14 protein-coding genes are annotated in these 13,628 nt (G+C 39.2%); 2 read left to right on the top strand and 12 right to left on the bottom strand.

Going from position 1 to position 13,628, the window contains the following annotated elements; translation table 11 throughout:
• Positions 1-14 precede the first annotated feature (14 nt).
• From ACG59Z_RS16915 to rpe, 5 genes are all read right to left on the bottom strand, one after another.
• Complete coding sequence (locus ACG59Z_RS16915) at positions 15-770, bottom strand: copper resistance protein B (RefSeq protein ID WP_400200497.1); 756 nt, start codon at positions 768-770, stop codon at positions 15-17.
• The gene (locus ACG59Z_RS16910) at positions 757-2,832 is read right to left on the bottom strand and encodes a multicopper oxidase domain-containing protein (protein ID WP_400200495.1); all 2,076 of its coding nucleotides are present in this window, start codon (positions 2,830-2,832) and stop codon (positions 757-759) included. Before ACG59Z_RS16910 ends, ACG59Z_RS16915 begins: the two co-directional genes overlap by 14 nt.
• Before the next feature lie 39 nt (positions 2,833-2,871).
• Positions 2,872-3,264, bottom strand: coding sequence for a hypothetical protein (locus ACG59Z_RS16905; RefSeq protein ID WP_400200545.1), 393 nt, complete (start codon positions 3,262-3,264; stop codon positions 2,872-2,874).
• A 101-nt stretch (positions 3,265-3,365) separates the two neighbouring features.
• The gene (locus tag ACG59Z_RS16900) at positions 3,366-4,187 is read right to left on the bottom strand and encodes a Cof-type HAD-IIB family hydrolase (protein ID WP_400200494.1); all 822 of its coding nucleotides are present in this window, start codon (positions 4,185-4,187) and stop codon (positions 3,366-3,368) included.
• Positions 4,188-4,623: 436 nt separating this feature from the next.
• Positions 4,624-5,310, bottom strand: a complete 687-nt coding sequence (rpe, locus tag ACG59Z_RS16895) for a ribulose-phosphate 3-epimerase (RefSeq protein ID WP_019456697.1) — start codon at positions 5,308-5,310, stop codon at positions 4,624-4,626.
• A gap of 184 nt (positions 5,311-5,494) precedes the next feature.
• Here rpe and ACG59Z_RS16890 point away from each other — a divergent pair, with 184 nt between their 5' ends.
• Positions 5,495-5,767 carry a DUF2218 domain-containing protein gene (locus tag ACG59Z_RS16890; protein ID WP_031947423.1) on the top strand — a complete coding sequence of 91 codons (273 nt, stop codon included), beginning with the start codon at positions 5,495-5,497 and terminating at the stop codon, positions 5,765-5,767.
• A gap of 3 nt (positions 5,768-5,770) precedes the next feature.
• On the opposite strand, the gene fghA is transcribed toward ACG59Z_RS16890, so the two are convergent.
• The 6 genes from fghA to ACG59Z_RS16860 all read right to left on the bottom strand — a co-directional run bounded on the left by fghA (position 5,771) and on the right by ACG59Z_RS16860 (position 10,950).
• Positions 5,771-6,616 (bottom strand): S-formylglutathione hydrolase, encoded by an 846-nt coding sequence (fghA, locus tag ACG59Z_RS16885; protein ID WP_240288108.1) that lies wholly within the window; start codon positions 6,614-6,616, stop codon positions 5,771-5,773.
• Positions 6,585-8,036, bottom strand: a complete 1,452-nt coding sequence (locus ACG59Z_RS16880) for a C13 family peptidase (RefSeq protein WP_002050332.1) — start codon at positions 8,034-8,036, stop codon at positions 6,585-6,587. The genes fghA and ACG59Z_RS16880 overlap by 32 nt, the downstream gene beginning before the upstream one ends.
• Before the next feature lie 136 nt (positions 8,037-8,172).
• Complete coding sequence (locus ACG59Z_RS16875; RefSeq protein WP_400200490.1) at positions 8,173-8,964, bottom strand: class I SAM-dependent methyltransferase; 792 nt, start codon at positions 8,962-8,964, stop codon at positions 8,173-8,175.
• A gap of 11 nt (positions 8,965-8,975) precedes the next feature.
• Positions 8,976-9,641 carry a tRNA (adenosine(37)-N6)-threonylcarbamoyltransferase complex dimerization subunit type 1 TsaB gene (gene tsaB / locus ACG59Z_RS16870; protein ID WP_002050333.1) on the bottom strand — a complete coding sequence of 222 codons (666 nt, stop codon included), beginning with the start codon at positions 9,639-9,641 and terminating at the stop codon, positions 8,976-8,978.
• 132 nt (positions 9,642-9,773) lie between these two features.
• Positions 9,774-10,301: a gamma carbonic anhydrase family protein gene (locus ACG59Z_RS16865; RefSeq protein ID WP_114253416.1), complete on the bottom strand. Its 528-nt coding sequence runs from the start codon at positions 10,299-10,301 to the stop codon at positions 9,774-9,776.
• A 22-nt stretch (positions 10,302-10,323) separates the two neighbouring features.
• Positions 10,324-10,950, bottom strand: a complete 627-nt coding sequence (locus ACG59Z_RS16860; protein WP_081400259.1) for a CoA pyrophosphatase — start codon at positions 10,948-10,950, stop codon at positions 10,324-10,326.
• 114 nt (positions 10,951-11,064) lie between these two features.
• On the opposite strand from ACG59Z_RS16860, the gene ACG59Z_RS16855 reads away from it, so the two are divergent.
• Positions 11,065-11,613: an NUDIX hydrolase gene (locus ACG59Z_RS16855; protein ID WP_343570569.1), complete on the top strand. Its 549-nt coding sequence runs from the start codon at positions 11,065-11,067 to the stop codon at positions 11,611-11,613.
• A 52-nt stretch (positions 11,614-11,665) separates the two neighbouring features.
• On the opposite strand, the gene ACG59Z_RS16850 is transcribed toward ACG59Z_RS16855, so the two are convergent.
• On the bottom strand, positions 11,666-13,627 hold the full coding sequence (locus tag ACG59Z_RS16850) for a protein FilF (RefSeq protein ID WP_400200487.1): 1,962 nt from the start codon (positions 13,625-13,627) through the stop codon (positions 11,666-11,668).
• Position 13,628: the final 1 nt, after the last annotated feature.

The raw sequence follows: 13,628 nt of genomic DNA, 5'->3' as shown, positions 1-13,628 counted from the left end.
TTTTTGTTCGGTAATTAGAATTTAAGTGTTAACCCTGCACCATAATACCAACCATGTTCAGAGTCCGTTCCAGTTTGCCAAGCCGTTTGCTTTAAACCTTTTTCATAGCCGTAACCAACATCAACAAATGGCATGACCTTTTTATTGATTTCATAACGGGTTTGAAAACCTGCCTGCAAACTCGATAATCCCGTTTTACTGGCATAGCGAGATTCATCTTGCAAAACTACATCTGCTTTTAAATAGGGTTTACCAATCAACTTTTGGGTAAAGAGTAAGTCCCTTTCCGTTTCCAAACTTAACTTCCATAGTTGATCTTCACCTGCGTAAAGATATGCATTGGTTTCAAAAAAGTAAGGTGCCATGCCGTGTAAGCCCACTACACCAGCCCAGCGATCTTGCTTTTCATCTTCCCGTTGTAAACGCTCGTAGTTTACACCAGCCTGTACATCCCAATAGTCAGCTACATTTCGGCTATAAAGTACTGAACCACCATAATTAGCATCTTCTGACTCGGCTTTTTCAACGTGGGCTTTGATGAATAATTTGTTTTCATCAGTCCCTACCCAGCTTTCTAATTCAGACGAAAAACGTCCTTCCCCTTCTTCATTTTGAGTCCAGCCAGTATCAATTTTTGTTGCTTGATAAACCTGTCCACCATGTTCACGTAAATGATCATGCGTTAAGGATTCTTGTGCCAAAGCAAGGACCGATACACCAGAAAAAATACCGCAACAGATCATTTGAGAAAATAGCTTAGTGATGTGCATGACTAGCTCCTTTCTCATTTTCAGATTGAACAGTTGGCTTTGATTGAGCTGGTTGTTGGCTATCGTTTACTTGTGCAACAATCAACTTATTCATCATTCCAGCACTCATGTGATAAAGCAGATGGCAATGAATCGCCCATTCTCCTAAAGCATCGGCTGTTAATAACGCAGTAACTGTCTTTCCTGGTGGAACAATAACGGTATGTTTATTTGGTAAGTTTTCAGCTTGTTGGCCATTTTCCAATTGCATGAACATGCCATGTAAATGCATTGGATGGGCCATCATGCTGTCATTCACAAACTTCAAGCGAATACGTTCGCCATATTTAACTTGTAATGGTTCAGCTTCGTTAAATTTCTTACCATTAATGGTCCAGATATAACGCTCCATGTTGCCGCCTAAACGAATAACAAGCTCTCGTGCTGGCGCACGTGTGTCTGGTTGAGGCGTCAAAGATTGCAAATCACTATATTGCAATGCTTTCATACCTGCTGGTGTTGAAGCATTTGCCCAGCCATAAACGGGCTCAGTATTTTTAGTCTTATTCTCAGATTGCGCAGGCATCTCATGCTTCATATTCATCATAGCGTGGTCATGCTCGCTAGCTGACATTGCCTGCATATCATGCTTCATTTCAGGCATGACCGACATATCGTGCTTCATTTGCATCATGGAATGATCATGTTTTTCAGATGACATATTTTTCATGTCATTGCTCATGCTCATCATTGTGTGATCATGATTAGTCTGGCTCTCTTCTTTTTTCATTTCAGGCATGGCCGACATGTCGTGCTTCATTTGCATCATAGAGTGATCATGTTCTTCAGATGACATATTTTTCATGTCATGATCCATGTTCATCATTGCATGATGATGGTTAGCACTATCTTGAACCGCCTCTTTTTTCATTTCAGGCATTGATGACATGTCATGTTGCATATTCATTTGATGACCAGCATGATCATCACTTCCATCACCATGACTCATGCCCATATCGTCCATGGTTAACAAAGCACGTGGGCGTGGTGTTGGCATTTGGACTGGCCCCACAGCCTGTGTATTTTCATTGTGCAAAGTGCCGATAGCGAAACCACTACGGTCAATAGACTCTGCTTCAATCTGATAATTTGCTTGTTTAGGTTCTACAATGACATCGTAGGTTTCCGCTGTACCAATACGAAACTCATCAATTGCTACAGGCTTAACTGGCTGTCCGTCTGCACTCACAACAGTCATTTTCAAATTTGGAATTCTGACATCAAAAAATGACATTGCCGATGCATTAATAAATCGTAATCGAACCTTATCTCCAGCTTTAAAATTACCTGTCCAGTTTTGCTCTGGTGTCTTGCCATTAACTAAGAAGGTATAACCCGTCACATCAGACATATCGGTTTTTAACATCCGCATCTGATTCCACATGGAACGATCTTGCCAAGTTGCCTTTAAGCCTTGTGCTTTAACTTGCTTCCACACATCAGATACGGTTTCACGGCGGTTTTGATAATACTCAGCAGATTTCTTTAAATTCTTTAAAATACTATCGCTAGAAGAGTTATGAAAATCTGAAAGCATCACTACATAATCACGATCAGTTTTTTCATGCGCCGCAACTGGTATTTTCCCTTTGGGGTAAATTACGAGTGGCCCATATAAACCATCTTGCTCTTGGCCTTTACTATGCGCGTGATACCAATAAGTACCATTTTGCTTCACCTTAAAGCGGTAAACAAAATCTCCGTTTGGCGCGATTCCTTTGAAATTATTAAAACCCGGTACACCATCCATTAACCCTGGCAGTAACAACCCATGCCAATGCAAAGACGTATCTTGATTCTTTAATTGGTTATGAACATGAATAACAGCCTCATCCCCTTCCTCAAACTCAAGAAGTGGGGCTGTAAATTTTCCATTTACGGTAATTCGTTTGAGCGGCTGACCAGTAATATTGACCTGTTGTTCATTAATATTAAGGTGATATTCCTTAATTGCCGCGAGGGTCCATGGTGAAACCAATAGACCAAATACAGCGACGAGGCTGCTAATTGTTTTATGAGACATTGCTGTAATCCTTTGAACTAAAAAATAAGTAAGAAAGGATTAAGCTTTTGGAGGACGTAAAATTTCTTGCCAGTATCCGGCTAAATGCTGAGCCTGATAAACACTACTAAATTGAGATGAAATAGGAATAAATGATGTTTCAACGTCTGGTACAGCTTGCTGCAAAGCCAGATTCAGCATCTGACAATGGACTGGGTTACAGTCTTGGCAGTGTTCACCATGTTGAGAAACTTTCACCATAGATTGATGGCACATCGCCTGATCATCAGCTTGACCCTGCATAGCATGATGTGTCATTTGCTTACTATGACATGGCATCGTATGAAGATCATGCTGCATAGGCATCTGAGCAACAGACACACCACTCCACCCAACGACCAAAGTCATTAGGAACACAAACCAAGCATACTTGCGTAAGTGTTGCAGTGTCATCATTTATTGCCTTGAGCAATCCATTTATCTATGGTGTATTAGCATAACCAAGTTTTAAATCAGATACAATTTTACATCTTAATTGATTGTTTTTACGGTCATTAAGCAAACGGAGGTTGATGCTGAAGGACTAAATCAATCACATCTAGTGCACCTTCTTGTTCATTACTTACAGTTGCATAAGGTGCCACTGCTTTTAAAGCTTGAACAGCATTTTCAACAGCAAAACCATAACCGACTGCTTTAATCATCTGAATATCATTATTGTTATCACCTATCGCCACCACCTGATTAGGCTCAATCTGCCATTTTTGTAGTAATAGCTTCAAACCATGCGCTTTATGCTGATCAGGAAGAATTAAATCGATAAAACCAAAACCACTAGAAACAGGCACTAAAACTTTATCTGCTACAAAACTTTGCTTCTGAAAATGCTCAAAAATTTCAAAACTTTCGCTTTCCTGAGCAGTAAAAGTAATTTTACACACCAAGTCATCTAACGAATAAAAGTCATCGATAACTGTCAGCTTCTCAAAATATCGAGCGACTTTAGCGTAGTCCTCTGCGCTCATGCTGCTATGCACATAAGCACTCTGTTTCCCACAGATCACCATAGTCGAGGTATACGCAGGGTCAATCGCTTTTAGAATATTACTAAATTGTTCTTTGCTTAAATGGGCAAAAGCGAGTTCTTGTCCAGCATCTACAACATGTGCGCCATTTTCCGCAATAAAAGCAATTTCATGATTAATTTCTGGAAAATAGGTCACAAGCTTTGCAAGTTGGTTGCCACTAGCCACCACAAAATGAATGTTATTTTGTTTTAATTGTTCATACTGTTTTAAAAAACGTGCTTTGTTGTACTGCTTCTTAGAATTAAGAAAAGTCCCATCCATATCTACCGCTAAAATTTTTACTGTCATTAATGATCTAGGTCTCTTACTAAAATCTTATTAAAACAAATTTAGCTTTACTTTTCATGACACTTTTACAGTTTTCTCTCTATAAGTTTTTAAAAGTTTTATACAGCCTCATCTCGTTTTTTGCACAGGTTATTTTTTAGCAAAGCTTAATAAAAAACCAGACAATAAAATATTCAATACGCATAAAAAAAGAACGCCAAAGCGTTCTTTTTTCATATATTTTGTTTAGAGAGTAAACGTTTGATCTCATTTTGTTTATTTTACCAACACCTTATCCATACGGTTATCAACACAGTTATCCATACAGTTATAAACAAAGTTATCCACATGAACGAGGGGTAGCAGCGATTAAGTATCGCTGCCCGAGTGCAAGACGAACAGCTATGCTGTGAGTGGCGAAAAGCATATCTCACCTTATCCAAGCACAAAAAAGCTGTTAAACCTCTTTCGTCCCTACTTTAGCAAGCTCTGCACGCATTTGATCAATTACAACTTTATAATCTGGTTGACCAAAAATAGCTGAACCAGCAACAAACATATCTGCACCCGCTTCTGCAATTTCACGAATATTTGCTGGGCCAACACCACCGTCAACTTCTAAACGGATATCACGGCCACTTGCATCGATAATTTTGCGCGCTGCACGTAATTTCTCTAAAGTCATTGGAATGAACTTTTGTCCACCAAAGCCAGGGTTTACACTCATTATTAAAATTTGGTCAACTTTATCAAGCACGTAATCTAAATGGTGTAATGGCGTTGCTGGGTTAAAGACTAAACCTGCTTTAGCACCACCAGACTTAATAAGTTGTAATGAACGATCGATGTGGTGAGATGCTTCTGGGTGGAAAGTAATAATATCAGCGCCTGCTTCTAGGAAATCACCAATAATACGATCAACTGGAGACACCATTAAATGCACATCAATTGGAGCTTTAACACCATAGTTTTTTAGAGCCTTACATACACCAGCACCAAAAGTTAAGTTTGGAACATAGTGATTATCCATCACGTCAAAATGCACTACATCTGCACCTGCAGCTAACACTTTGTCTACATCTTCGCCTAAACGAGCAAAATCGGCAGATAAAATAGAAGGAGCAATCAAATAAGGCTTGGACATAGGTGGATGACCTGGCTAGAAGTTTAAGGAGAGGCTAGAAATTATAACAAAAAAGAACCTACTTGGCCCGCCCTTCCTTGCTTAAATGACAACATTTCAAACTTGCAACGTAACGTTGCTACTATAGAATGCCAAGTGCCAAACGAATTTGTTAAGGTACATTAAACCAATGTGAGGATTGATAATGAAAAGTACGACTCATCTATTAACAAATGATGGAAAACGCATTGCAAAACGTCTAGTTAATCATTGGAAACATAAGTTTGAAGTACAAGAAAATGAGCAAGATTTTAAAATCTTAATGCCTACAGCAACCATTACGCTTGCACCAGAAACAGAGCAATTAAATGTTGCTATTGATAGCCAGTTAGATGACCATGACCACTTGGAAAAAGTTGTCCTTGATCATCTAAACCGTATGGCTCAACAAGAATTTCAGGTGGAATGGCAGCACTAATTATTAGCCAGCGACCTTTTCCAACTGGATTGCATGAAACTGCAAATGCTCATCCATAAAGGTCTGGATAAAATAATAGCCATGATCATAACCCGCATGTTGTCTTAAAGTTAAAGGCTGCCCTGCCTTTAAACATGCTTGCTTAAATTTTTCAGGGTGAAGTTGTTCATAAAATTGATCATCTAATCCCTGATCAACCAAAATTTCGCTAAAAACTGCACCATTTTTTGAGACTAAAGCCGTAGCATCATGGTCCAACCAGCTCTCGCGATCTGCGCCTAAATAATGGCTAAATGCTTTTTCACCCCATGCACAATCAGTTGGTGCACAGATCGGTGCAAAAGCAGAGACTGACTTAAATTTCTCTGGATATTTAAAAGCCAAAGTTAATGCGCCATGACCGCCCATTGAGTGCCCAAAGACACCAACTTGCTGAGCATTTACTGGAAAGCTTTTTAAAATGAGTGAATATAACTCATCAATTAAATAGCTTTCCATCTGATAATGTTCAGACCACGGCGCTTGTGTAGCATTGATATAAAAACCTGCACCTTGTCCTAGATCCCAATTGTCACCAGCCGTTACCTGTTCACCACGAGGTGAAGTATCAGGCGTAATCAATATAAGACTAAGCTGAGCTGCCATATGCTGTGCATGTGCTTTAATGGCAAAGGTTTCCTCAGTACACGTTAAACCCGCCAAGTAAAACACTGTAGAACATGGTTTACCTTCTAATGCAGCAGGTGGCAAATAAACACCAAACTTAGTAGAGCCTTTTAATAATTGAGAATCAAATTGGTAGATACGCTGCTCACCTTCAAAGCAGCGGTTTTTTTGCAGGAGTTGCATCGTTTTTAGCCTCTGTTTGTGTTTGAGCAATATTTACACTACCTGTACTTTGCTGTGGGAAAAGATATTTTTCCAACTGAGGTAGCATCAGCTCCATATTCTTACCAATCATCCATTGTGGCTCTGAAGGGTCTACACCTTGAGCTACTTCCCATTTGGTTACGGTTTGCTTGGCAGCATTAAACGAATCTTTCATTGAAGACTGCTCTCGCATCGCCAAGTCAAAGAAAGCTCGTCCAAAATAAGTATAGTCAGCTTCGTTATTACAGCCAAAAGAAGTTTTGTCTGCCGCAGATGCCGTAATAATTAAAGTATCTGGTGACTGTAAAGCAGGAATAAAACTTCCAGAGTAACAAGCAGATATGACAATCACGCGCCAACGAATACCAGCTTTATCGAGTGTTTCACGTAACCATTTCGGATCGACTTGCCCCAAATCTAAAGGTGCATTTTCAATTTCAAAATGATTCTGTTCACCGTGCGATGTCATGTATAAGAACAGCACATCACTATCACGGTTCATTTGTTGGCCCATACGGCGTAGAGCCAACTCTATACTGGTTTTAGATGCAATCGGGATTTCAGTTCGAGTATCTGGGTTATTGACCAACATCATTGAACGCCCAACTGTACCAAAACGCGTATCGAATTGTTCCTTAATACGGACCACTTCCGATTTAAAAACATCTTGGTAACTATCGCCCGCAACGCCTAAGAAATACCAATGGCTTTTCGCCACTTCACCATATTGGACTTGCTCTAAAGCATCATGAAGTAACTTGCTTTGTGCATAGAAAGCATCTTCAGCAAACGTAGGTGGAGAGTCTTCTACTTTCCAAATAGGCTGATCTTTTACTGAAAGTTGCCAGACCACCATGGTCGCAATAGTCGCAACCATAACCAATGCCCGCTCCCACCACGGCCACTTCAACTCACGTGAGAAAACCCAAATGACAGCTAAACTTTGCCACACAAAAAGTGCCACAAATAGGCTTGGTAGAATACCGTTATAAATGGCATCGGGAATAAAGTTTAGATAACCGTTAGAACCCAAATATTGAATTAAACATTGGATTAATAAAATATTGGTATCTAGAACCAACCACAGTAAGGCTGGAACTAACATCAAACGTGGCTGATTAATACGCTGTGATAGAAAAATACCAACAATAAGCGCAATAAAAGGCCAGAGTGCATACCCAATTAAACCTTGCGAGTTGAAATCACCCGTTTGACCAGCAACAAGCCAACTATAAAGCGAGTTGGTACATCCACCTAATATTCCCCAAACAATAAGCTGAAGAATAGAGGGATGTACGATCTGTAAGGAACGTCTTGACCCCAAAAATAACCACATTCCGGCAAGCTGGTTACTTTTAAAATCATGCCAAAAGTTAATGGAAGGTTTGAGATCAATCATAAAAAGGTTTCAAAAATTTCGTTTTTGTCAGGCACCATAAGTGTATGCCTGCTAAGAATTTTAGCAATCATGCTTTTGAACTATATCACATATATTTGCGCATTATTCAAGCAATAAAACTTAACCTTACATAAGCTTACTGAAAGTAAGCATCAAAACGACAAGCATCTCCCTGCCACTGATGGGCTGGCTCTTGATTTGCTAAAAAAATCGCATGTCGTGGGCGTTTCACAATCACACGCTTGGCAACTTTCTTGGCTAACTCAAGCAAATTATCACCTAAATCCATTTCACCATCTTCGGGGAGGAGTAAATGCAAAAGCTGCATCTGCTTTTTGACTTGGGCTTGTTTTTTAATCGCTTGTTGGTTCTGGTCACGCTGTGGAAACATCGGGTCTAAATAAACCACATCAACCGTTTTTGCTTCTTGATCTAATTGCTGTAAATAGCTTGCAGAGTCAGCAAATACCAATTGAATACGTTCCATAAATTGATTTAAAAATGGATCATGCTGTGCCTGAGCTTTTGAATCTTCAAGTAAAGTAAATAAAATCGGATGGCGTTCAACAAGCTGTATTTGAGCACCTAAATACGCCATGAGTAAGCTGTCGTGGCCTAAACCCGCTGTTGCGTCTACAAGTACTGGTTTTTCGCCCAGCTGACAAGCTCGAGCAATCATCTCTGATTTAAGACTTGCTCGTTTTAAGCGTGGAATTTCAGCTTTCCAGTCAGGCTGCATTTTCATACCATTTGCAGATAACCAAAGTCCGTTTTCATCTACACAAAGTGCCAGTTCAGGGTTTAAACGTAAGAAACGAGCATTGAGTTTTTCAATGGGCTGTAAGACGGCTGTCACACCTCTAGAACAAAGCACAGCTTGGTAGTGCTGTGCTTGTTCTTGAAAATCTACTTCAAAATATATGTGCATGAGTAGTGCCTTTATTTTGCTTTACCCTGATCTGCTATTTTTTTCCACGCATCATCACGCAAGTAAACCGGTAAAGCATGTTCTGCATCAACCCACTGCTTTTGCGTGGCATAGACACGTGCAATCGAAGCAATGTCTTGTGCAGTGGCAGTGATTGTTTGATGCTCTGCATCGGCTTGAAGAAGCTTAGCACCTGAACCAATTAAGCAATGCTTTGCATAAGCAGCCGCTTGCTCGTAGTTCATTAATTTTTCTTCATCGATACACTGCATGATGCCTTGCTCATCTAGAACAAAACTTGCAATGTAAACTTCGTTCATACGTGCATCGAGTACCGCAGTCACCTGTTCTAAACCTTCAAGTCGGTAAGCCGCCTGTGCGAGAGCTTGTAACGTAGAAACTGGAACCACTGGTAAATCTTGTGACCAAGCTAATGCCTGAGCAACAGCAGCATTAATTCGAACACCACTAAAAGAACCTGGCCCTCGACTAAAGGCAATTGCATCTAAACCAGCTACGTCAAGTTCGGTTTGTTGCAACCCTTGCTCAATCATTGGCAGAATGGTCTGAGTTTGTGCTTTCGCTCGCGTATCGAGTTGGAAAAATAGTTCTTGGGTTTCATCAATTAATGAAATGGAACATTGCTCGTTTGCAGTTTCCAACGCCAGCAGTTTCATGCACAACCTTAGTATTGAATCAGATTAAAAACGGAAGTAATGATACCCCACTCGGCCCTGTTAGGCGAGTTGTTCCTATCTAAATAAAAATGCCAAGCGAGTGCTTGGCATAGAAAATATCTTACTAAAATTTTAAAAGTGAAATTCTTTTAAATCAGCATAGCTTTTAAAGTGTTCAGCATAATGTAGTGCGCTCAAACGTATTTTTGCCGCGCCATCTTCATCCAAAGTTTTCACAATTTTTCCTGGTGAACCCATCACTACTGAGTTATCTGGAATCACTTTACCTTCTGGTATTAAAGCATTAGCACCGATAATACAATTTTTACCAATCACAGCCCGATTTAAAATGACGGCGTTCATACCAATCAGGCTATTATCACCAATCGTACAACCATGCAGCATGACTTTATGTCCGACCGTGACATATTCACCAATATTTAGTTCAAGGCCTGCATCGGTATGTAATACCGAGTTTTCTTGAATATTAGAAAAATTACCAATCCGAACGACACAGTTATCAGCACGTACTACCGCTCCAAACCAAATACTGACCTGACGGCCTAATTCTACTTGTCCAATAAGCGTTGCTGTTGGAGCAACCCAGCCATCCCATGGCTCATGTAATGCTTTTGGGTGCTGTCCTTGATAGCTATACATCATAATTTATCAATCCTGATCTTCATTTTTTATGAGAAAATTTTGGCATCCCAAACGTTGGCGAGTTGAGTAAAAATGGCCATTCTTTTTGGTAGCCTAAACCATATTTAAATAGAGCCACCAACATACGAGCAGTTAAACCCCAGATAATTTCATTATCAATCTGTAAGCTTGGAAAATACAAAGACTGATGAGCATATCGAACTTCATAGGGCGTCGGACGCGTCTCTATAAGTTGTTGTAAAGGCACAAAAAAAATTCGATCAATTTCAGTAGGCTGAGGTATTAAATGAACCTCTGGTGGAATAAGCCCAACAATTGGTTTTACAGACAAACCACTTCTTGCGCGCTGCATCGGCAAATCACCTAACAACTGCACATCAAACGGGTTTAAAGCCGTTTCTTCTTGAGCTTCTCTTAGCGCTACAACAATATTACTGGTATCACTGGGGTCACGCTTTCCCCCCGGAAAAGAAACCTCCCCCGCATGGTTGTTCATATGTATTGAACGGCGTGTAAGTAATACCTTAGGATTATTTTCATTTGTAATCGCAATAAGTACCGCAGCTTGTGCTTCTTGTATGCGGGTGGAAAAGCGCAATCTTTGCTGTAACTTTTGCGTTAGCAAGTGCTCTTCCATACCTTTCACCTATTATTCTGTCTCTCTTTTCATCATATCTGAAAATAAAACTTAGGGAATAGAGTTGATGCGTAAGTCTAAAAATTCAGTTATGCTGAGTCATCTCTATACTCGATGATAATTATGAGTTTCTGTGTAGCGTGTGGGCATAAAACCGAACAAAAAATTCCTTTAGGTGATCATAAAGTACGCCATGTTTGTACTCATTGTGGCAATATTCACTATGAAAACCCCAAAGTAATCTGCGGTGCCTTAGCGTTATGGGAAGACAAAGTATTACTCTGTCGTCGAGCTATCGAACCTCGTTATGGTTTATGGACGCTTCCTGCTGGTTATATGGAATTGTTTGAAACCATGGAACAAGGCGCAGCACGTGAAACTCGTGAAGAAGCAGAAGCCGAGATAGAAATAGAACAACTCTACTGTATGTACAATATTCCTCGTATTGGCCAAATTTACGTACTTTTCAAAGCGCAGTTAAAAGATGGCATTTTTGGTGCAGGCGAAGAAAGCATCGAGAGTCGTCTGTTTGAAGAGCATGAAATTCCATGGGGTGAACTTGCCTTCCCTAGTGTTGAACACACATTAAGACATTATTTTGAAGATCGTAAGAAACAAGTTTTTCCAACACACCTAGAAACGCTAGGAACTCGTTTAGACCATACAGGTTAATAATTTAATTAATAAAAAAGACCGCATTTGCGGTCTTTTTTATTTTGTTTAATTAAGATTTAATTTTGATTGCTTTACATGCTGGAATAGACTGATCAGCAAGTTTAATTGTTACCGTACCCGTTTGACGTTGTGCTAAAGCTTTATCCTCAGCAGTTGGAGCAGGGACACCCTCACGCTTATTATAACTAGCCTGAGCTGCCGCATATTGATTATACCAAGGAGTATTATTATCAAAATCTATGCTTGTACTATCGACCTTATTTGCCAATAAATTAAATAGATTCAATTTTGCAGGACCTGGAGAAATGCCTGCAAAAGTCAACCCAACCATAACACCATCGATATTGGCAAATTTAGTATTAGATAAAATCATACGGACATATACAGATTGATCAGCATTTAAAGGGTCATTAACCGTCGCGGCTGTAGTACCAATTCGATATTGTTGCATACCATTGCTATCAACTAAGCTTTCATCTGATACTGTAGCACATTGGCCCGACATGTCAGTTGATGTTGAATTTGGTTTAATATCAGTCCGAATATCTCCATGCTCATCAATAACAATACCTAACTTTACAGGTTGAATAGTGGTATCTGAAAAATTAAATGTCAAAGTAGCATAAAGAGGAAAAATATAATTTTCGCCTGTTTTTACATTACCCAATGTTTTAAAAACGTTTCGCTCTAGATAACTAATAGGGCTACTTTTAATAATACTCAATATACCATTGTAACTATCTCCATCAACATTTTGACGCCAGAGCCCGTAATGCTGTGGATTACCTGTATTAAGTTTTGTTAAGTATTTATAGAATGCTTCCGTGCCCGCTAATCCATAATCATTAAAGAATTTTCCCTGATAAATCTGCAGATCTTCGCTTGAGTTATTAGAAAAACTCAAACGGAGTGGTGTAGTTGACTGAACTTCTCGACTAACCGGGTTTAACCAATTATTTTGTGCATTTACGTTGAGTTTAGCTGGTTTAACTTTTGAAGTTAATGCATAAGGGTTTTGTACTACTTGACTCCCCCCAGTTCCACCAATAATCGCATCACCCTTCCACTGCAGACCATATCCTAGAGTATAACCTTGACGATCCGATAATAAATAAAGATCATCTGTTGAATGACGCAAGTTAGGTGTGTTAATAAAACACTCTTGTTGTGTAGATCTATTACATCCATTAAACACTTGATAAGTCTGAAGTACTGTTGAGTTAAGAAGTAAATTAAATGCTTGGAAAACACCTGCATTACTTAAATTAGTCGTTTGTACTAAAAGCCTATATGCTTCATCATCAGAAATTTGGTCTAGATCTAGCCATGGTTTCAAAATGCTTGCATAAGCTCCGTTCTGAAATTCGGTAGCTGTTATACTCTGAGAAATCTTCGTAAGTTGATCTTTTTTTGTATCTGTAAGTTGAGTTGGTTGTATATCACCGATAACATTATCGCCATTTTCTACACCAATGCTTTGAAAAATTTTTACTAAAGCAATTGCTACTTTAATAGTTTCATCATTTTTATCTAAGCTTGCTGGTGTTTTTCCTGTAATTCCACTTGCTAAATCTAGTATTCTTAAATATATGGGATTGCTTTGTTTGGTATTAGGATTAACAGAAGTAAACTTTCCAACTGTATCAAGATTAACGTTTCCTAAGTAAACCTTTTTATTATCTTTACTTTGAATATAAAAACGTGCTGTATCACCAACTTTACAGGATCCTATTACAGCATTTCCTGAAAATTTTGTAGCATAATGAAAATTTGTAGCTGAACTACAATCAAAATTAATACCAGCTATCGGATAATCTAAAGCAAATTGTAAACAAGTTGAATCTTCTGCACCATTATTACTAGTAGTTGGTGTACAACTACCAGAAGTTAAGTTTCCGTTATTAGTACCAGAGTTTGGATTTTCATTAATTGTCGAGCTGCCACCACCACAACCATTCAGCATCATTACCAATGTGGTTAATGCAAAAGGCCATAATAATTTTTTATTCATT

It is taken from the genome of Acinetobacter sp. ABJ_C1_1, from assembly GCF_044684115.1.
Classification (GTDB): domain Bacteria; phylum Pseudomonadota; class Gammaproteobacteria; order Pseudomonadales; family Moraxellaceae; genus Acinetobacter; species Acinetobacter nosocomialis_A.
The sequence above is the reverse complement of the archived record's forward strand: the minus strand, read 5'-3'. Positions and strand labels throughout refer to the sequence as shown.